Below are 17,873 nucleotides of genomic sequence, written 5' to 3' on the forward strand. Positions count from 1 at the left end.
TCAAACTCGGGATCCTTACCGAGGCCGACACCGGCAACTTCACCCGGAAGCAATAGCCGACGGAACCTCCACCAGCGACCTTGCGCCCACCCCCAACCGGAAACGGACATAGCCTTACGAACCGCCCACTTAAACCCTGGTTAGGGGCGGGCGCTGTACTTCCCGTCGGGCCGTTTGTGCAGCCATCCACGATCAGCGAGCTTCGTCAGCTTCCCGCGCAGCGGCTCCAGCCTGCCCCGCACCGAGGTGTCCAGGGCCGCCCACGACCAGCACGAGCACCCCGCAAACCGATCACGCCAGAGCCCCCGACCAGCACGTTCGAAGATGGCGAAGCTTCTTCGAACATGCAGGTAGAAGGGCGGTTAAAGATCGTGAGGCGGTTACCGAAAAGTCATGTTCGGCGCGGTACGGCTCCGTCCTGCCAGCGGTAGAGGTCGCGCAGCAGGGAAATCTCAGCGCCGTGATGGATCAGCTCCCTGTTGACGTGCAGGACGATGCCCTCCATGGGAAACCGCTCGGGACCCACCGTGGGCGGATTCTCCAGGTCAGCGTCCGAGAGCTCGCGGACCCCCGCGTTCCATCTCCCATACATCTCATCGAGCTGTTTTAGCGCCTCGTCAGCGGTCCCCGCGTAGGCGAATGTCTGGGAGTCGACGTCCTGGCCGCCGAAGTGCCATCCGACCCGATAGCCCAGGCACGAGACGATGATGTGTGCCAGCCGCCAGGCAATCGTGGTCACCGGCGCCGGTACCGGGTCAGGGGACGCGGAGTCCATCGTCCATTCCCTCGAACCTGCCGACATCGGTGCGGCCGACGTGCCACGTGGGCGGATGCTCCAGCAGCCGCGCACCGGCTCCCAGAAGTACTCCTCATCGGCAAGACCGTGCAGCCGCGGCCGCAGGTTCTTGTGCCAGTGCCGGTCCAGCTGGTCCGCGAGCCGCTCGCTTCTTGTCATTTCCGCACACTACATACAACGGAGACCTGGCTGCGCCCCTCGCGGACGCCGTCGCCGGCCGTGGGCCGCGAGAGCGTACCGCACCGGGAGATGACGCTGGGGGCTGATGTGCCCTTCGGGCCGTGCCGCCGCGAGCGGTTGCTTGAAATCAACAACCCGGCTGGCCGGGTTGGGTTCAATGACCCAAATGTAACTGTCTCGACCGATGACATGACGGATGGTCAAGATCGCCGACTCCCGCCCGTGATCAGCATGAGTACCCCCAGTGAGCGCCACGCCAGAGCCTCCGACCTGCATGTTCGAAGATGGCGAAGACTCACTGCACCGGCAGTCAATCAGCCAACGTGCGACAGCGCGCCAAGGTGGGTGACCGGGTCATCGGCGCTGAACTGGATGACATCCTCGCCGTTCGGGCCCTTGAGTAAACGTCCGTGGCAGGGCCGACGGCTGCCTCGCCGGTGACCTGCTCGGGAGCCATGAAGCCGGGCGAGCCGACAGCCACGCCGGTCGAGGCGAGCCGGGTGGTTGCCTCGGCGGCGCGGGCGATGCCGAAGTTGATCAAGTGCGGGCCGTCGAGCGCGAGCAGCACATTGGACGGCTTGACATCCCGATGCACCAGCCCTTGTGCATGCACGGCGCCCAGCGCCTCGGCCAGCCCGATGCCCAGCGCACGTACGGTGTGTCGGCCTGACACCGTCTCTTGCTCGCGATCGTGCCGGCCGAGCTGTCAGGGCGAGATGCCGTTGCCGACGGGCCGCAGTTGATCTTTTGCGGGAGCGGCTTCTGAACACCCGCGGGACGGCGATGACGGTCTCTGCGGTGCGCTGACTGGGCGGGGCGGGCAAGACGGCCTTGGCCGTGCACGTTGCGCAAGCGGTCAGGGAACACTTCCCCGACGGGCGGCTGTTCGTTGACCTCCACGGTCAAGATCCCCGCCCCGCCGATCCGGCTGCCGTACTGGGTATGTTCCTACGCGCCCTGGGAACCCCGCCTGCGGATCTCCCGGAAGGGATACATGAGCGGGCGGCGCTGTACCGCTCACCCTTGGCCGACCGCCGTGCATTGGTCCTGCTCGACAACGCCCATGACGCGGCGCAGGTATACCCGCTGCTGCCCGGTACCCCCGGCTGAGCCACGCTGATCACCAGCCGCTCCACCATGGTCGACCTCGATGGTGTCCACATCGTCGACCTCAGCGTCATGGAACCGGGAGATGCCCTGGCTTTGTTCACTCGCATCGTTGGCGATCAACGAGCTTCCGCCGAGCCCCAGGCCTGCCGTCAAGCCGTTGCTGCCTGCGGCTACCTGCCCCTGGCCATCCGCGTCGCCGCATCTCGTCTGGCAACTCCGCCCGGCTGGACCATCGATACGCTGACCGATCGCCTGGCCGACGTTCACCATCGACTGCAAGAACTACGGGCCGGAGACCTGGCCGTTCAGGCGAGTTTCGAGTCCGGATACGCGCAGTTGAATGCATCCCAGGCGCGTGCCTTTCGGTGCGGGCTCGGGCTGCTTGACCTTCTAGTCGGGTCGAAGGTTTAGCGTCGTCGGTATGACCACCATGCGGATCTCCCAGCTCGCCGAGCGCACGGGTGTCCCGGCGACCACACTGCGGTTCTACGAAGGCGCCGGGCTGCTGTCCGCTGACCGGACCCCGGCCGGTTACCGGGTGTACGGCGAGGACACGGTGGAGCGGCTGGCATTCATCGGCGCGGCCAAGCACTTGGGACTGCGGCTGGACGAGGTTGGCGAGTTGATCGGGGTATGGGAGGGCGGCGCATGCACCGAGGTTAAGGCGAGCCTTCGGCCGAAGATCGCCGCCCGCCTGGCCGAGGCCGAGCGCCGGACAGCGGAATTGCGGGCCTTCACCTCCTCGCTGCACGCTGCACTGGAGCGTCTGGACGAGCTGCCGGACCGCTCCGGCCGCTGCGACTCGCAGTGCGGCTTCCTCACCGGCCCTGTGCCCGCCGCGCGGCCGACCGACATGGTGCTCGCGCCCAGCCGGCAGGCGGGAGAGGAGGCCGAACAGCGTAAGAGCGCCGCGGTGGCCTGCTCGCTCAGCGGTGAGGGTATGGCCGAGCGCACGAGCTCCTGGCACGCAGCCCTTGACGGCGCCGAGCGGGTAGGGATCCCGGATGGGCTGCGGTTGACCCTGCCCGCCGAGCGGGCCGCCGGCATCACCGAGCTGGCCGTCGCCGAACAGCGGTGCTGCCCGTTCTTCGACTTCCGGCTTCACCTCGACGGCCCCCACCTGCACCTGGACGTCCGGGCCCCTGCCGACGGGGCCGGCCTGCTCACCGAGTTGTTTGGTCCGGTTACCTGACCAGCCCTGCACTGCTTCCTCAGAAAGATCCCTTGCCGTGCTCGTCGCCCGATCCGTTGCCCTGTTCGTCGTCGCTGCCCTGTTCGAGATCGGGGGTGCCTGGCTGGTCCGGCAGGGCGTGCGCGAGCACAAGGGTTGGATCTGGATCGGTGCCGGCGTGATCGCGCTGGGCTTGTACGGCGTGGTCGCGACCTTCCAGAGTGACGACAACTTCGGCCGCATCCTGGCCGCGTATGGCGGCATCTTCGTTGCGGGATCGATCGTCTGGGGCATGGTCGCCGACGGCTACCGCCCTGACCGCTTCGATGCCATCGGCGCACTGATCTGCCTCGCCGGGATGGCGGTCATCATGTACGCCCCGCGCAGTGACTGACCCACCTCCCACGCCGGCAAAACGGCACCGCCCGGGGCGGTGCCGGCGTGACGGCGATGCGAATGATGTTGTGCGCAGTCAGCCGGCGGCCGCCATCGCCGCGGGCGACCGGGGTGATCGGCGCACGCCCACCCGCGCCCCACGCTGGACGCCCGTCACGTTTCGGTAACCTGGCCGAAACCCTTGACGTTTCTCATGGCTCGTTCTTAGTCTCACTGCACCGCGTAATCGGCAGTTCCAGCAGTTCAGGTGCTGCGGCGCTTTCCGCGGTTTTTTGGCAGGCACAGACACAGACCACCTGTCGGTGGCTTCGTCGTGCCTTTTTCTGTGCTCCCCGTGCCGCCGGTAGGTCTTCCTCGAAGGCGGATTCATGGCACAACGTCCGAGCGTCAGAAGCGTCGCCGACGTCGTTGCGCTCATCGATGGGCTGGGAAAGATCACCGGCCGGGCGCAGATCATCTGGTTCCTCGTGTTCGGCGGGCTGTTCCTCGACGCCTACTCGAATGCGGCGCTGAGCGCCGGTCTGGGGCCCATGACGACCCAGATGGAGCTCACCAGCACCCAAGTCTCGATCCTCACGGCCACTGCTCCGGCGCTTGCCATCATCTTCAACCCCCTCGGCGGCTGGCTCGCCACCCGCATCGGCCGCGTTCCCCCGCTGCTCATCGCCAAGGTGTTCGCGCTCGCGGGTGGCCTGCTCGCCGCGTTCGCCGGTGGCTTCACCGTCGTGTGGCTCGGCCGGGTGCTGGTGGGTGTCGCGTACGGCATCGACTTCGCGGTCGCCATGGCGCTGCTCGCCGAGTACACGCCCGCGAAGCTGGGCGGCCGGCTCAACCTGTGGCAAGCCGTCTGGTACGTCGCCACCACCAGCAACCTCGCCCTGGCCCTCCTCTTCTTCAACCTGGACGTCGGCGCCGACATCTGGCGCTGGTCGGTCGGCTCGGCCGCGGGCGTCGCCGTCGCGCTGCTGCTGAGCCAGGCGCTGATGCTCAAAGAGAGCCCCACCTGGCTGGCCAGCAAGGGCCGGCTGGACGAGTCCGTCGCCAACCTGGACCGGATCTACGGGATCAAGGCCGTCGTCGGTACGTCCGACGCGATGCCCCGCACCGCGGCTGAGGCACCGGTCATCGGGTTCCGCCAGGCCGGGCTTCTGTTCAAGGGCGAGTACCTGCCGCGTACGATCCTCTCCTCGGTGATCTCGCTCGGGCAGTCGATGCAGTACTTCGCGGTCGGCTGGTACCTCCCGCTGATCAGCCTGACGATCTTCGGCGAGAGCTTCGAGAAGGCCACCATCGGCTCGATGGTGTTCAACGCCTTCGGTATCGCGGGCGGGCTGCTGTCCGCGTACTTCGGCCGCCGCCTCGGGCTGCGGCTCAGCTCCGCTGCCGGTTTTGCCGGGGTCTTCGTGGCCCTGGTGGCGATGGGGCTAACCTTCGATAAGGTGCCCACGGCCGTGGCCTTCCTGCTGCCGGTGCTGTTCATCCTCTGCCACTCGGCGGGCCCCGGCGCCAACGGCAAGTCCATCGCCGCGCTCTCCTACACCAGTGACGTCCGCGCCCTGGGCACCGGTGTCACCGGGATGGTCGGCAGCTTCGGCAGCGTTGCCGGCCTGTATGTGTTTCCGCAGATCAAGGACTCGCTCGGACTCGCCGACACCTTCCTGATGCTGTCCGTCGTGCCGCTGCTCGGCCTGATCACCTGCCTGATGATCAAGTGGGACCCGACGAAGGCCGCCTCGCCCGACGAGGTCGCCGGACAGGACCGCGACGCCACTGCGGCGCTCTCCGTGACTGCGCGCTGACCCGCCGCCGGACCTGGCGCACCGCGCGATGGTCCCCGCCCCTCCGTACCCGTCCCTTCCGTACCCGTCCCTTCCGTATCCGTCCCCTCCGTATCCCTCCGCACGGCTCGCTCGCGATGCTCGAATGAAAGGGCTGCCATGACCCAGACGTTCCCCGGCGCCTCCCCACGGCGCGGTGTGCTGTCCATCGACGAGGGCACCACGGGCACCCGGGCCGGAGTCGTGCTCGACTCGGGCGCCCCCCACGAGGTGTTCTACCGGCCGATCAAGGTCAGCCATCCGAACGACCTCTCGGTCGAGCAGGACCCGATGGAGATCTGGACCGCCACCCTCGAGGTGGCGCGCCGAGCCGTCGGCGGGGCGCGCGATGACGGCATCGAGATCACCTCGGTCGCCCTGTCCACACAGCGCGCCACGGCGATGCTGTGGGACCGGGTCACCGGGCGGCCGCTGCTGCCCGCGGTGGTGTGGCAGGACCGCCGGTATGCGCATGAGCTCACCGCCTACGAGGCGGAGTGGGACACCGTCCTGCTGGCCCGGCAGGGCCGACCGGTCGGCGCCCGCGCCCCGTTCCTCTGGGCCGCCCGGCAGATCGCCGCACACCCGGAGGTGGCCGAGGCGCACCGGGCGGGACGGCTGCTCTTCGGCACCGTCGACACCTGGCTGATCTGGCGCCTCACCGGCGGCGTCGTACACGCCACCACCCCGACCAACGCCGCGTCCACCGGTGGCTACCTGCTGGAGCGGCACGCCTGGGACGAGGAGTGGATCGGCCACCTCGGCTTCCCCCTCGGCCTGCTGCCGGAGCTCCGCTCCGACGACACCGGTTTCGGTACGACCGACCCGGCCGCCCTCGGTATCGCCGTTCCGCTGGTCGCCTCCATGGGCGACCAGCACGCCGCACTCGTCGCGCTCGGCGGTCTCGCCGCCGGGCAGGGCATGTGCATGTACGGGACCGGCGCGTTCGTCGACGCGGCGACCGGCACCACGCCCGCCCTGCCCCGGCCGGACATCTCCGGGGTGCTCGCCCAGCCCGGCCGGCGGCAGGGCGACATCAGCCACTACAGCCTGGAGGCGTACACATCCACCGTGGGTTCGGCGCTGCGCTGGCTCTGTGACGATCTGGGCCTGTTCGCGTCGCCGAAGGAGCTCGGTGAGGAAGCGGGCCGGGTCCCCACCCGGCCGGGCCGCACCCCGCGTTTCGTCCCGGCGCTCGCCGGGGTCCGTACGCCGGTCTGGCACCCGGAGGCCACCGCGTCTTTCACCGGGCTCACTCTGGCCACCACTCGCGCCGATCTCGCCCGCGCCGTGCTCGACGGGATCGCGCACTCGGTGTGCGACCTGATCGACGGGGTCGCCGACACCATGGGCACTCCGTTCACCCGGCTCCGGGTCGGCGGCGGCGTCTCCGGCAGCGATCCGCTGATGCAGATCCAGGCCGACCTGACCGGCTTGCCGCTGGAACGGGTCTCCGACTCCGCCACCGCGAGCCTGCGCGGCACGGCGTATCTGGCGGGGGTCGCCCAGGGCCTGTGGCCCTCGCTCGACGAGGTCGTCGAGGCGCAGCCGCAGGGCCGGGTCTTCGAGCCGTCGATCACGTCGGCCGAGCGCACCGAACTGCGCACCGCCTGGCGCGATGTGCTGATCGGCCATCTGAACGAATCTGAATGACCCTGCGCTGCTCCCCCCTGCGGGAGAGCACCCCCCCCTGTGGGAGAGCACCCCCCTGCGGGAGGGCACGCCCCTGCGGGAGGGCACGCACGCCCGAACCTCACACCCCCCACTGACGGCCCCGGCCGTCGCACCGGCGACCCGCGCAGGATGCCGGGGCCGCCGAACCGAAACACCAGGAGTTGATGTTGTGATCACCATGCCCTCCCGGAAACCGCGGCGCGCCGCCGCGGCGACCCGCCGGACGCCGCTGCTGCTCGACCGGGCCGCCCTCAAGCGCCGACTGGCCGACGACATGTACGACGTGCTCGTCATCGGAGGCGGCATCACCGGGGCGTACGCCGTGCTCGACGCCGCCTCGCGCGGTCTGCGCGCAGCCCTGATCGAGAAGGACGACTTCGCCTCCGGCACCTCGTCGAAGTCGTCGAAGATGGTGCACGGCGGCCTGCGCTACATCGAGCAGGGCAACGTCAATCTGGTCCGCCACTCGCTCCTGGAGCGCCACCGCTTCCGGAAGAACGCCCCGCACCTGGTGCACCGGCTGCCGTTCCTCTTCCCGATCCTGGAGAAGGAGGGTGTCTTCGACGCCCGCCTCGCCAAGGGCTTCGAGGGCCTGCTGTGGACGTACGACCTGGTCGGCGGATGGCGGATCGGCAAGCTCCACCAGCGGCTCACCGTTCCCGAGGTGCTGGCCCAGGCTCCGACGCTGCGCGCCGAGAACCTCAAGGGCGGGCTGATGTACTTCGACGCCCGCACCGACGACGCCCGGCTCGTCCTCACCATCGTCCGCACCGCCGCCGCGCTCGGCGCGACGGTCCTCAACGGGGCCAGGGCAGAAGGCCTGCTGATGCGGATGGGCACGGTGTCCGGTGCCCGGGTCTCGGCGGACGGCGACACCATCGACATCCGCGCGCGGGCCGTCGTCAACGCCACCGGGGTGTGGACCGACGAGCTGGACGCGAAGGCGGATGAAGGTCACAGGCCGCAGGTCCGGCCCGCCAAGGGCGTCCATATCGTGGTGCCGTGGGACAAGGTGCGGATCAACTGCACGGTCACGGTGCCGATCCCCGGCCGGGCCCGCCGCGCGACCTGCACCCGCTGGGGCAACAACGTCGTGCTGGGCACCACCGACGAGGACTACCAGGGCTCCCCGGACGATGTGCACTGCACCCGCGAGGAGATGGACTTCCTGCTGGAAGGCGCCAACACCGCCTTCGAGGGGAAGCTCACCCCGGACGATGTGGTCGGCTCCATCGGCGGTCTGCGCCCGCTGGTCGGCGGCAAGGAGGGCGCCACCCTCGATATGCGCCGCGACCACCACATCACCGTCGGCCGCACCGGCATGGTGACGGTGACCGGCGGGAAGCTCACCACCAGCCGGTACATGGGCGAACTCGTCATCGACAAGGTGATGACGGTCCTCGGCCGCAAGGGGAAGAGCCGCACCACCGACCTCCCGCTCCTCGGCGGCGCCGGTTACGACTCCGAGGCCGTCGCCGCATCCGGTGGCATCGCCGCCCACCTGGGCGAGCGCTTCGGCACCGAGGCCCGCTTCATCGGCGACCTCATCCAGGACGACCCGTCGCTGGCCGAGCCGATCGTCGCCGGACTTCCGTACACGAAGGCGGAGGTCGTGTACGCGGCCCGTGCCGAGCTGGCCCGGTCGGTCGACGACGTCCTCTCCCGCCGCACGCGCGCCCGGTTGTTCGCCCGGGACGCCTCCGTCGACGCCGCCGAGGCCGTCGGCGCGATCCTCGGCCAGGAACTGAACCTCACGGAGGCGGAGGTCGAGCGTTCGGTCGCCGAGTACCTCGCAGCCGTCCGTCACGAAAAGTCCGTACTCCTCGAAGGGGCAGCAGCATGATCAGCCGTCAGACCATCACCCACCCGTTCAACCGGGGCAACTACACCGTCGGTGCCCCCAGCTTCGCCATGTGGGCGCGGAACACCCCGGTCGGTGACGGCGAGGCCGCGCTCCAGGTGAACCCGGTCGAGGTCCCCGAGTCCGTGGTCGGGGCGCTGCGCGAGGCCGCCCACGCGGTGCACACCTCCCGCGACGAGGTCGCCACCCGGACCCGTGACTGGTGGGCCGGTTCGATGATCGGCGAGACCGAAGGCCGTCCCGCCACCCCGAACGCCGTGATCGTCGAAGCCGCCGACGCGGACCAGGTCGCGGCCGTGCTGCGGATCTGCTACGAGGCCGGCATCCCGGTCACCCCGTCCGCGGGCCGCTCCAATGTCACCGGTGCCGCGCTCCCCGTCTTCGGCGGCGTCGTCCTGGACATGTGCGGGCTGAACCAGATCATCGGCTTCGACGCCGAGTCGAACATCGTGGACGTCCAGGCCGGCATGTTCGGCGACCTCTTCGAGAAGCAGCTCCAGGAGGAGTACGGCGTCACCACCGGCCACTGGCCGTCCGCGTTCGCCGTCTCCACCGTCGGCGGCTGGATCGCCTGCCGCGGCGCCGGTCAGCTCTCCACGCGTTACGGCAAGATCGAGGACATGGTCGTCGGCGTCGACGTCGTACACGCGGACGGCACCCGGGCCACGTACGGCGACTACGCCCGCGCCGCGGTCGGCCCGGACCTGCGCCAGCTGTTCGTCGGCTCCGAGGGCACCCTCGGTGTCATCGTCTCGGCCCGGCTGCGGGTCCATCCGCTGCCGGAGTACGCGAGCGCCGCCGCGTACGGCTTCACGACCTTCGCAGAGGGCCTGGACGCCTGCCGCAGGATCATGCAGCGCGGCGCCACCCCGGCCGTACTGCGCCTGTACGACACTCTGGAGTCGGGCAACCACTTCGGCCACCCGGAGACCAACCTCCTGCTCATCGCCGACGAGGGCGACCCGGCCATCGTCGACGCGTCGATCGGGGTGGCGAAGGAGGTCTGCGAGGAGTACGGCCCCGAGCTGGACAGCCAGGCCGTCTTCGAGCGCTGGCTGGACGAGCGGATGCTGGTCGGCAAGTCCGCCGAAGGCTTCAACCCGGGTCCGGGCTTCGTCGCCGACACCCTGGAGATGGCCGCGTCCTGGACCGACCTCCCGGTGATCTACGACGAGGTGGTCGCCGCGATCCAGGCGGTGGACGGCACCCTGGCCGCCTCGGCCCACCAGTCCCACGCGTACACCGACGGCGCGTGCGTCTACTTCTCCCTGCGCGGAAACGTGGCGCCCAAGGCGCGCCGCGACTGGTACCGCGCGGTGTGGGACGCGGCCAACGCCGTACTCATCAAGCACGCCGCGGCGCTCAGCCACCACCACGGCTGCGGTCTGCTGCGCGGCCCCTACCTGGAGGAATCCCTCGGGGCGGGCTTCGCGACGCTCGTCGCGGTGAAGAAGGCCCTGGACCCGACCGGCCTCCTCAACCCTGGCAAGCTGGGCCTTCCCAGCCGCTTCGGTACGTCCCCGCTGAGCTGACCTCAGCAGCCACCGACCCTCGACCCCAGGTAGGCCCTTGCCATGACCCCTTCCCCGTCCCGGTCCGGTGCCCCACTTGATGCCCGGCTGGCCTCCGCCCTGGCCGAGGTCCCGGTCATCGCGTCGGTCGTCACCCCCCAGCCGCTGCGGCAGTTCCTGACCGCACCGGCCAAGGTGTGCATCGTCGCGTCGCTCACGGTGGGGCAGCTGCCCCAGACTGTGCCGGCGCTGGTCCGGGCGGGGAAGACCGTGTTCGTGAACGTGGACAGCAGCCCCGGTCTGGCCCAGGACCGGGGCGCGCTGGAGTTCATCAAGAACATGGGCGCGCACGGCGTGGTCAGCACCCGGCTCTCGCTGATCGAGAAGGGCCGGCCGCTCGGCCTGCTGACGATGATGAAGGTGTTCGTCACCGACCGGTCCAATCTGCGCCGCTCCACGGACGCGGTCTCACGCGGGGCACCGGACCTGGTCGAGATCATGCCCGCCCCGATCGTCGCCCGGATGAGCGAGCAGGCACAGCGCGCGATGTCCCCGTCGGTCGCCGCGGGCTTCGTGGAGACCCCCGCGGACGTCGCGCTCGCGCTGGCCCTCGGGTCCGTTGCCGCCGCCACGTCCGACCCCCGCCTCTGGCACCTGCGCCGGGACCAGCTGCCGCCGGTTCCGCCCACCGCACGGAAGCGACCTGCCGCACCCTCCCAGGAGTAAGCCCCCATGTCATACGTCGTCGTCGCCCGCTACCGCGCCAAGGAGGGCGAGGAGAACACCGTCCTCCCCCTGCTCGACACCATGGCCGCCGCGTCCCGCCAGGAGCCGGGCAACCTCGCCTACCGCGTCCACCAGGGCACCGAGGACCCGCGGGCGATCGTGCTGTACGAGGAGTACGTCTCCGAAGCCGACTTCACCGCGCACTGCGCCACCCCGCACTTCCAGAAGATCGTGCTCGGCAAGGTCGTCCCGCTGCTGGAGAGCCGTGACGTGCTGCGCTGCGCCCCGCGTCCGGAGGTGCGGGCATGAAGACCCGTGCGGTGGTGCTGCGCGGCATATCGACCGCCCGCCCCTACTCCGAGACCCGCCCGCTCGAGGTGGAGGCGCTGGAGCTGGGCGCCCCGCGCGAGGGCGAGGTGCTGGTCCGGATCGCGGCCGCCTCGCTCTGCCACTCGGACCTGTCGGTGGTCAACGGCGACCGGGTCCGCCCGCTGCCGATGGCGCTGGGGCACGAGGCGGTGGGTGTCGTGCAGGAGACCGGACCGGGTGTCGCCCGGGTCCGTCCCGGTGACCATGTGGTCCTGGTCTACGTGCCCAGCTGTGGCTTCTGCGCCGACTGCGCGGCCGGCCGGCCCGCCCTGTGCGCGCAGGCCGCCACGGCGAACGGGTCGGGAGCGCTGCTGCACGGCCCGTCCCTGCTGACCGACGCCTCCGGCACCCCGGTCCACCACCAGCTGGGCGTCTCGGCGTTCTCCGAACACGCGGTGCTGGCCCAGGAGTCGGTGGTACCGATACCGCAGGACATCCCGTTCACGGTGGCGTCGATGTTCGGCTGCGCGGTCCTGACCGGCGCCGGAGCCGTCATCAACACGGCGTCCCTGCGCCCCGGCCAGTCGATGGTGGTCTACGGCCTGGGCGGCGTGGGCCTGGCCGCGGTGCTGGGTGCCCGCGCGGCGGGCGCGTACCCGGTCATCGCGGTCGACCCGGTACCGGAGAAGCGCGAACTGGCCCTCCAACTGGGCGCGACCCACGCGTACGCCCCCGGCGAGGCGGCCGAGGCGATTCATGATCTCACTTCCGGTGGTGCCGAGCTGGCGGTCGAGGCAGTGGGCAGTCCGAAGGTGATGGCCGAATGCCTGACGGCCGTGGCCCGGGGCGGCACGGCCGTCTCGGTGGGCCTGCCCGCCCCCGACCGGGTGCTGGAGGTCCCGGCGCTGACGTTCGCGGGCGAGGGCAAGTCCCTGCTGGGCTCGTACATGGGCGACGCGGTACCGCGCCGCGACATTCCCCGGCTCCTGGACCTGTGGCGGGCGGGCCGGCTGCCGGTGGAGCGGATGCACACCGGCACCCTGCCGCTGACCGGCATCAACACGGCGATGGAGGAGCTGGCCTCGGGCCGGGCGATCCGTCAGGTCATCGACACATCGGGAATGCTGGACGTCTGACCCCACCCGCCGTGCCGACAGGGCGCCCGACGGTTCCCCTGCCAGTTGCGGGAGGGGCGTCGACCAGGCCCAGCCCGGCCCGGGTGGCGGAGCCAACCACGACCTGGTCGTCCACCAGGACGACCTGGGAGCCGTCAGCCACAAGGCGTACGAGCCGCACGATGTGCTGCGGAAGAAGGCCGACATCGAGGGCGCGGACACGGACAAGAGCGGGTCGGGTTCCACCCTGCATGTGTGTTCACATCTCGAACCACCTGGACTACTCGAAGAAGGCACATGCGACGGACGACGAGTACCTCGCGGCATCGCTGCGCCATCGCGACGGCGCAGCGGTCCCGGTCTCGATGGTCGGCGACCTGGCGAAGCTCAAGACCCAGGTCTCCAGGGGACTGGTGGCGAAATCCCAGGCGGCACGGTGGGAGGGGGGAACGCTACCGTCACCCGGGAGTTCGTACGCAGCACGGCAAGATGCAGCTGCTGGCCGAGGAGGCCGACTGGAGGGGCATGACCGACGCGGCCCGCCACATGGCGCACTACCTCAACAACTCCGGCAGCCCCATGGCGGGTTTCCGGGCGCACATCGACGAACAGATCAGGAAGCACCAGAACGAGTGGCGCGCGAAGGCGCTCGCGGAGTTCCGGAGGAACGGCGGCAGGCCGGTCGCCATCCCGGTGCAGACCGGGAACAGCGGCTACTCCTTCGATCAGCAGAAGAACCCCAACCGGTTCTTCGCCGTCGGATCAACCGGCTCGAACGTGACCGGCGTGGCCACGGTGGAGCCCGACGCCGGCGGCAAGCCCAGGGTCGCCCTCGCCAGTCCTTGCTGAGCCGCGAAAGGAGGCCGGGCCCTGTCGGCCCGCGCCTGTCAGGGACGCGGGCCGACAGGGCCCGGTGGCACACATCCGATCGTGGTTGTGAGCGAGCCGGCTCACGGACCCGATCACGCTCGGGGACCGGTCAGCGTGTGGCGAGGAGCTCCAGCGTGTCGATCACGCGGTTGGAGAAGCCCCACTCGTTGTCGTACCAGGCGACCACCTTGACGTGGCGGCCGTCGACGCGGGTGAGGGCCGAGTCGAAGATCGACGAGGCGGGGTTGCCGACGATGTCGGACGATACGAGCGGGTCGTCGGAGTACTCGAGGACGCCGGCGAGCGGGCCCTGTGCGGCGGCGCGGTACGCGGCCAGCACGTCGTCGCGGGTCACGTCGCGGGCCACGGTCGTGTTGAGTTCGACGATCGAGCCGACCGGCACCGGCACGCGGATCGAGTCGCCCGACAGCTTGCCGTCGAGGTTCGGCAGCACGAGACCGATCGCCTTGGCGGCGCCCGTCGTGGTCGGCACGATGTTGACGGCGGCGGCGCGGGCGCGGCGGGCGTCGCGGTGCGGACCGTCCTGCAGGTTCTGCTCCTGCGTGTAGGCGTGCACCGTGGTCATGAAGCCATGCTCGATGCCGGCGAGTTCGTCGAGCACGGCGGCCAGCGGCGCGAGCGCGTTGGTCGTGCAGGAGGCGTTCGAGACGATCGTGTGCACGTCCGGGTCGTACGCGTCGGTGTTGACTCCGTACGCGAGCGTGACGTCGGCACCGTCCGACGGCGCGCTGACCAGCACCTTCTTCGCTCCCGCGTCGAGGTGGGCGCGGGCGGCCTTGGCGGAGGTGAAGCGGCCTGTCGCCTCCAGCACGATGTCGACGCCGAGCTCGCCCCACGGCAGCCGCGCCGGCTCCCGCTCGGCGAGCACCGTGATGCGTCGGCCGTCGACGACAAGGGCGTCCCCGTCGGCGGTCACCGGACGGCCGAGCCGTCCGGCTGTGGTGTCGTAGGCGAGGAGCCGGGCGAGGGTAACGGGCTCGGTGAGGTCGTTGACGGCGACGATCTCGAAGTCGCTGCCGCGTTCCAGCAGGGCGCGCAGCACGTTGCGTCCGATGCGGCCGAATCCGTTGATGGCGATGCGAGTCATGTGTCGTGGTGTCCCTTCGGTTCGTTACCAGCTTCGCGTGCGGGATCCGGCCATGGCCGTGGCGTGAGCGCCATGGTTCGCAAGGATCACGCCAGACGCCCGGGCGGCGGGCTACTCGCCCCGGGTGAAGGTACGCCGGTACTCGCTGGGCGTGGTGCCGAGGATGCGCTGGAAGTGCATCCGCAGATTTGTGCCAGTGCCGAGACCGACGTCGTTCGCGATCTGCTCGACGCTGCGCTTCGAACGCTCGAGCAGCTCACGGGCCAGGTCGATACGGGCGCGCATGACCCACTGCATCGGCGTGTACCCGGTGTCCTCGACGAAACGCCGCGAGAACGTGCGCGGTGAGACCGCCGCGTGCTGGGCGAGGGATTCGAGGCTGAGGGGTTCGTCGAGCCGGTGCAGGGCCCATTCGCGGGTGGCGGCGAACCGTTCACCGAGCGGCTCGGGCACGCTGCGCGGCACGTACTGCGCCTGGCCGCCGCTGCGGTAGGGGGCCGCGACCAGGCGCCGGGCCGCGTGGTTCGACGCGGCCACCCCGAGATCGCTGCGCAGGATATGCAGGCACAGGTCGATGCCCGAGGCGGCGCCGGCCGACGTCAGCACGCTGCCCTCGTCGACGAACAGGACGTTCTCGTCGACCCGGACGAGCGGATGCTTCTGTGCAAGCGCCCGCGTGTAGTGCCAGTGCGTCGTGGCGCGCTTGCCGTCGAGCAGCCCCGTGGCGGCGAGCGCGAAGGCGCCCGTCGAGATGGCGGCAAGCCGTGCCCCCCGGCCGTGTGCGGCGATCAGCGCATCGACGACGGCCCGTGGCGGGTCGTCGCGGTCCGGGAACCGATAGCCGGGGACGAAGACAATGTCGGCCCAACCAAGCGCGTCGAGACCGTGGGTGACGTGGTACGCCAGGCCGTCGCCGCCGGTCACGAGCCCGGGCGCCGCGCCGCACACCCGCACCTCGTACGGCATGCTGGCGCGGGTCGTGAACACCTGCGCGGGAATGCCGACATCGAGCGGCTTCGCACCCTCGAGCACGAGGACGGCGACTCGACGCAGGCGGGAGGAAGACATGGGAAGCAGGGTACGAGCTGGCCGGTCCGCTCGTCCTCACTGACAGTGGTGTTCCGAGGAACGTGACTCACGGCTCGCTCGACGTGGGTGCTGTGGGGCTGTCAGTCGCCGAAGCGACGGCGCGCGTCCTCGATGTGACCGAGGTATTGGTGGGTCCAGCCGCATATGGCGTCGACCGTTGCCCGTAGGGCACGGCCCGGCTGGGTGAGGGTGTACTCGACCCGCGGCGGCACGGTGGGGTGCACCGTCCGCTCGACCAGGCCGTTGCGCTCCAGCATGCGCAGGTTCTGGGTGAGCATCTTGTGGCTGATGCCCTCGATCTCATTGCGCAGCTCGCTGAAGCGCAGGGTGCGCTCACCGAGCGCCTCGATGATCAGGAACGCCCATTTGTTGGCGACGTCCGAGAAGATCTCCCGCGCCAGGGAGTCCGCGCGCCTGAGGTCTGCGTTCTCGGGCAGGCCCTTGAGTAGCTGCTTGGTCACCATGAGGTTCCTCAGTCACCGAAAAGTGCGTTCTTCCAGGTCCGCTCTCACTCTCTTACAGTTCCTGAGTAACCACAAGTGACAGTAAACAGAAGGGCGAGCACTGTTGGCCACCATCGATGTCTTCAACCACAATGTGCCGGCCGAGAGCGACTTCGGCTACTCGCAGGCGATCAAGTCCGGGGATCTGATCCACATCTCCGGACAGCTCTCGCTCGACGAGGCGGGCGAGTTCCTCCACGCGGACGATTTCGACGATCAGCTGAAGCAGACCTACGTCAACCTGGACAAGGTCCTGGACCACTATGGCGTCACCCGGAACCAGGTCGTCTCGCAGACCCTGTACGTGGTGAACCTGCGCCAGAATGCCGCGGCGACGGCGGAGGGCAACCTGGCGTACTTCGGCCACCACCGTCCGGCCAGCACGGTCTTCGGCGTCACCGAACTGACCTTCCCCGGCCAGGTCATCGAGATCAGCTTCGTCATCGACACAAAGCTGCCCGCCTGAGCTTGACCCCAGCGCGCGGCCCGTCTTGGCCGGCCTCTCGCGGAATGGCCACGGTGACCGTTGGTTCAGAAACTGGCACCAAGCCTGTTCCTTCAACCTCCCGCTGGGATGCTTGATCACTGGTGGGCCGTTGCGTTGAGGCGTTGCAGTGTGGCGTGGTCGGGTGGGCCCCAGATGGGCGCGCCTTAGGGACGGCCGTCGACGCCGGCGTAGAGGTCACCGAAGTCGATCACGCCGGAGAAGGTGCCGTTCGTGGTCAGGATGTCGGCTGGACGCAGGTCACCGTGGCGCCGGAGACGTGGGCCTGCCCAGTCCGGCCCGGCGGCGTCTTCCCAGACCGCGTGGACGGCGTCCGGGTCCACCGGCGCGGATGCCGTTCGGCCGGACGAGTGACAGACTAAAAGCCGAGTCGGCGGCCTGCACCAGAGGAGCTGGGGCGTGCCCTGGTCGTCCACTCCGTCTCACATCCCAGCAGCGATCTATCCGTTCGCTGATCAGATGGGAGCCGTTCATGACTTCCGTAGCGCCGTACTCCCCGGACGAAACCGCTCTTCTGCTCGTCGACCCGTACAACGACTTCCTCTCCGAGGGCGGCAAGCTGTGGCCCCGGGCGAAGGAAGTGGCGGAAGGCGTCGGTCTGCTCGACCACATGCGCACCATGCTCGCCACGGCCCGCAGCCAGGGGTTTCGCGTCTTCATCGTGCCCCACCACCAGACGACGCCGAACGACTACATCACGTGGGACCACTTGTCCCCGACCCAGCAGCGCATCGTGACCCAGCAGACCTTCGCCGAGGGCAGCTGGGGGGCCGAGTGGAGCCCCGATCTCCGCCCTCGGAGGGCGAGTTGGTCGTGCGCCAGCACTGGGCTTCGAGCGGCTTCGCTGCGTCGGCGAGCTCGAACTGCCCGTCACCGCGCCCGTTCAGGCGGTCGTAGAAGTCACCACGGAAGCGTGACAGCGTCACGAATGCCTCCTGCCGATCCCACATGCTCAGGCCGAGGCCACCCGCACGTCCGGCGAATGCCCAGGTGAGCGACCCAGTTCGAGGCACATTTCGACCTCATCGGATAAACGGCAAGCGTACGTCCAGCAGTCCGGACGTCTTCCCAGCTCAGAAGGGATGTGAACGATGTAACCGGACGACAAGCTCAGGGTAGCCAGCCGGTGCGA

Annotated in this window: 17 protein-coding genes and 2 pseudogenes; 13 read left to right on the forward strand and 6 right to left on the reverse strand. The window is 69.6% G+C overall.

Annotated elements, in window-relative coordinates:
• Positions 1-391: 391 nt before the first annotated feature.
• Entirely contained in the window at positions 392-955 is a 564-nt protein-coding gene (locus tag ACH4U7_RS52035; RefSeq protein WP_398534760.1) for a DinB family protein, read from the reverse strand.
• 379 nt (positions 956-1,334) lie between these two features.
• Positions 1,335-1,637, reverse strand: a pseudogene (locus ACH4U7_RS52040) (protein kinase); the annotation flags it as partial.
• A 476-nt stretch (positions 1,638-2,113) separates the two neighbouring features.
• Here ACH4U7_RS52040 and ACH4U7_RS52045 point away from each other — a divergent pair.
• The 11 genes from ACH4U7_RS52045 (at position 2,114) to ACH4U7_RS52095 (ending at position 13,515) form a co-directional block, all read left to right on the forward strand.
• Positions 2,114-2,497, forward strand: coding sequence for a hypothetical protein (locus ACH4U7_RS52045; protein WP_398534761.1), 384 nt, complete (start codon positions 2,114-2,116; stop codon positions 2,495-2,497).
• Between the two features lie 10 nt (positions 2,498-2,507).
• On the forward strand, positions 2,508-3,278 hold the full coding sequence (locus ACH4U7_RS52050) for a MerR family transcriptional regulator (protein WP_398534762.1): 771 nt from the start codon (positions 2,508-2,510) through the stop codon (positions 3,276-3,278).
• A 37-nt stretch (positions 3,279-3,315) separates the two neighbouring features.
• Positions 3,316-3,651 (forward strand): YnfA family protein, encoded by a 336-nt coding sequence (locus ACH4U7_RS52055; RefSeq protein WP_398534763.1) that lies wholly within the window; start codon positions 3,316-3,318, stop codon positions 3,649-3,651.
• A 370-nt stretch (positions 3,652-4,021) separates the two neighbouring features.
• On the forward strand, positions 4,022-5,452 hold the full coding sequence (locus tag ACH4U7_RS52060) for an MFS transporter (RefSeq protein ID WP_398534764.1): 1,431 nt from the start codon (positions 4,022-4,024) through the stop codon (positions 5,450-5,452).
• A gap of 138 nt (positions 5,453-5,590) precedes the next feature.
• Complete coding sequence (locus tag ACH4U7_RS52065) at positions 5,591-7,123, forward strand: FGGY family carbohydrate kinase (protein WP_398534765.1); 1,533 nt, start codon at positions 5,591-5,593, stop codon at positions 7,121-7,123.
• Positions 7,124-7,313: 190 nt separating this feature from the next.
• Positions 7,314-8,987: an FAD-dependent oxidoreductase gene (locus ACH4U7_RS52070; RefSeq protein WP_398534766.1), complete on the forward strand. Its 1,674-nt coding sequence runs from the start codon at positions 7,314-7,316 to the stop codon at positions 8,985-8,987.
• Positions 8,984-10,537, forward strand: a complete 1,554-nt coding sequence (locus ACH4U7_RS52075; protein WP_398534767.1) for an FAD-binding oxidoreductase — start codon at positions 8,984-8,986, stop codon at positions 10,535-10,537. The genes ACH4U7_RS52070 and ACH4U7_RS52075 overlap by 4 nt, the downstream gene beginning before the upstream one ends.
• Before the next feature lie 42 nt (positions 10,538-10,579).
• On the forward strand, positions 10,580-11,242 hold the full coding sequence (locus ACH4U7_RS52080; protein WP_398534768.1) for a glycerol-3-phosphate responsive antiterminator: 663 nt from the start codon (positions 10,580-10,582) through the stop codon (positions 11,240-11,242).
• A gap of 6 nt (positions 11,243-11,248) precedes the next feature.
• Complete coding sequence (locus ACH4U7_RS52085) at positions 11,249-11,551, forward strand: putative quinol monooxygenase (protein ID WP_398534769.1); 303 nt, start codon at positions 11,249-11,251, stop codon at positions 11,549-11,551.
• The gene (locus ACH4U7_RS52090) at positions 11,548-12,687 is read left to right on the forward strand and encodes a zinc-binding dehydrogenase (RefSeq protein WP_398534770.1); all 1,140 of its coding nucleotides are present in this window, start codon (positions 11,548-11,550) and stop codon (positions 12,685-12,687) included. The genes ACH4U7_RS52085 and ACH4U7_RS52090 overlap by 4 nt, the downstream gene beginning before the upstream one ends.
• 468 nt (positions 12,688-13,155) lie before the next feature.
• Positions 13,156-13,515 carry a hypothetical protein gene (locus tag ACH4U7_RS52095; protein WP_398534771.1) on the forward strand — a complete coding sequence of 120 codons (360 nt, stop codon included), beginning with the start codon at positions 13,156-13,158 and terminating at the stop codon, positions 13,513-13,515.
• A 130-nt stretch (positions 13,516-13,645) separates the two neighbouring features.
• On the opposite strand, the gene gap is transcribed toward ACH4U7_RS52095, so the two are convergent.
• The 3 genes from gap to ACH4U7_RS52110 form a co-directional block, all read right to left on the reverse strand.
• Positions 13,646-14,644, reverse strand: a complete 999-nt coding sequence (gene gap, locus ACH4U7_RS52100) for a type I glyceraldehyde-3-phosphate dehydrogenase (RefSeq protein ID WP_385628618.1) — start codon at positions 14,642-14,644, stop codon at positions 13,646-13,648.
• 111 nt (positions 14,645-14,755) lie between these two features.
• Complete coding sequence (locus ACH4U7_RS52105; protein ID WP_089509342.1) at positions 14,756-15,712, reverse strand: GlxA family transcriptional regulator; 957 nt, start codon at positions 15,710-15,712, stop codon at positions 14,756-14,758.
• A gap of 101 nt (positions 15,713-15,813) precedes the next feature.
• Positions 15,814-16,197 (reverse strand): winged helix-turn-helix transcriptional regulator, encoded by a 384-nt coding sequence (locus tag ACH4U7_RS52110; RefSeq protein ID WP_398534772.1) that lies wholly within the window; start codon positions 16,195-16,197, stop codon positions 15,814-15,816.
• Positions 16,198-16,300: 103 nt separating this feature from the next.
• On the opposite strand from ACH4U7_RS52110, the gene ACH4U7_RS52115 reads away from it, so the two are divergent.
• The gene (locus tag ACH4U7_RS52115) at positions 16,301-16,702 is read left to right on the forward strand and encodes a RidA family protein (protein ID WP_398534773.1); all 402 of its coding nucleotides are present in this window, start codon (positions 16,301-16,303) and stop codon (positions 16,700-16,702) included.
• 203 nt (positions 16,703-16,905) lie between these two features.
• Here the strand turns inward: ACH4U7_RS52115 and ACH4U7_RS52120 are convergent.
• Positions 16,906-17,061, reverse strand: a pseudogene (locus ACH4U7_RS52120) (phosphotransferase); the annotation flags it as partial.
• A gap of 152 nt (positions 17,062-17,213) precedes the next feature.
• On the opposite strand from ACH4U7_RS52120, the gene ACH4U7_RS52125 reads away from it, so the two are divergent.
• Entirely contained in the window at positions 17,214-17,735 is a 522-nt protein-coding gene (locus tag ACH4U7_RS52125; protein ID WP_398534774.1) for a cysteine hydrolase family protein, read from the forward strand.
• The last annotated feature ends 138 nt before the right edge of the window (positions 17,736-17,873 follow it).

This window comes from Streptomyces sp. NPDC020845, from assembly GCF_044334165.1.
Lineage (GTDB): Bacteria > Actinomycetota > Actinomycetes > Streptomycetales > Streptomycetaceae > Streptomyces.

What these genes read in the sequence shown, in the direction of transcription:
- ACH4U7_RS52105 (WP_089509342.1), bottom strand. Translation starts at nt 15,712, where the DNA reads ATGTCTTCCTCCCGCCTGCGTCGAGTCGCCGTCCTCGTGCTCGAGGGT.
- ACH4U7_RS52060 (WP_398534764.1), top strand. Translation starts at nt 4,022, where the DNA reads ATGGCACAACGTCCGAGCGTCAGAAGCGTCGCCGACGTCGTTGCGCTC.
- ACH4U7_RS52050 (WP_398534762.1), top strand. Translation starts at nt 2,508, where the DNA reads ATGACCACCATGCGGATCTCCCAGCTCGCCGAGCGCACGGGTGTCCCG.
- ACH4U7_RS52095 (WP_398534771.1), top strand. Translation starts at nt 13,156, where the DNA reads ATGCAGCTGCTGGCCGAGGAGGCCGACTGGAGGGGCATGACCGACGCG.
- ACH4U7_RS52080 (WP_398534768.1), top strand. Translation starts at nt 10,580, where the DNA reads ATGACCCCTTCCCCGTCCCGGTCCGGTGCCCCACTTGATGCCCGGCTG.
- gap (WP_385628618.1), bottom strand. Translation starts at nt 14,644, where the DNA reads ATGACTCGCATCGCCATCAACGGATTCGGCCGCATCGGACGCAACGTG.
- ACH4U7_RS52090 (WP_398534770.1), top strand. Translation starts at nt 11,548, where the DNA reads ATGAAGACCCGTGCGGTGGTGCTGCGCGGCATATCGACCGCCCGCCCC.
- ACH4U7_RS52085 (WP_398534769.1), top strand. Translation starts at nt 11,249, where the DNA reads ATGTCATACGTCGTCGTCGCCCGCTACCGCGCCAAGGAGGGCGAGGAG.
- ACH4U7_RS52125 (WP_398534774.1), top strand. Translation starts at nt 17,214, where the DNA reads ATGACTTCCGTAGCGCCGTACTCCCCGGACGAAACCGCTCTTCTGCTC.
- ACH4U7_RS52065 (WP_398534765.1), top strand. Translation starts at nt 5,591, where the DNA reads ATGACCCAGACGTTCCCCGGCGCCTCCCCACGGCGCGGTGTGCTGTCC.
- ACH4U7_RS52110 (WP_398534772.1), bottom strand. Translation starts at nt 16,197, where the DNA reads ATGGTGACCAAGCAGCTACTCAAGGGCCTGCCCGAGAACGCAGACCTC.
- ACH4U7_RS52075 (WP_398534767.1), top strand. Translation starts at nt 8,984, where the DNA reads ATGATCAGCCGTCAGACCATCACCCACCCGTTCAACCGGGGCAACTAC.
- ACH4U7_RS52045 (WP_398534761.1), top strand. Translation starts at nt 2,114, where the DNA reads ATGGTCGACCTCGATGGTGTCCACATCGTCGACCTCAGCGTCATGGAA.
- ACH4U7_RS52035 (WP_398534760.1), bottom strand. Translation starts at nt 955, where the DNA reads ATGACAAGAAGCGAGCGGCTCGCGGACCAGCTGGACCGGCACTGGCAC.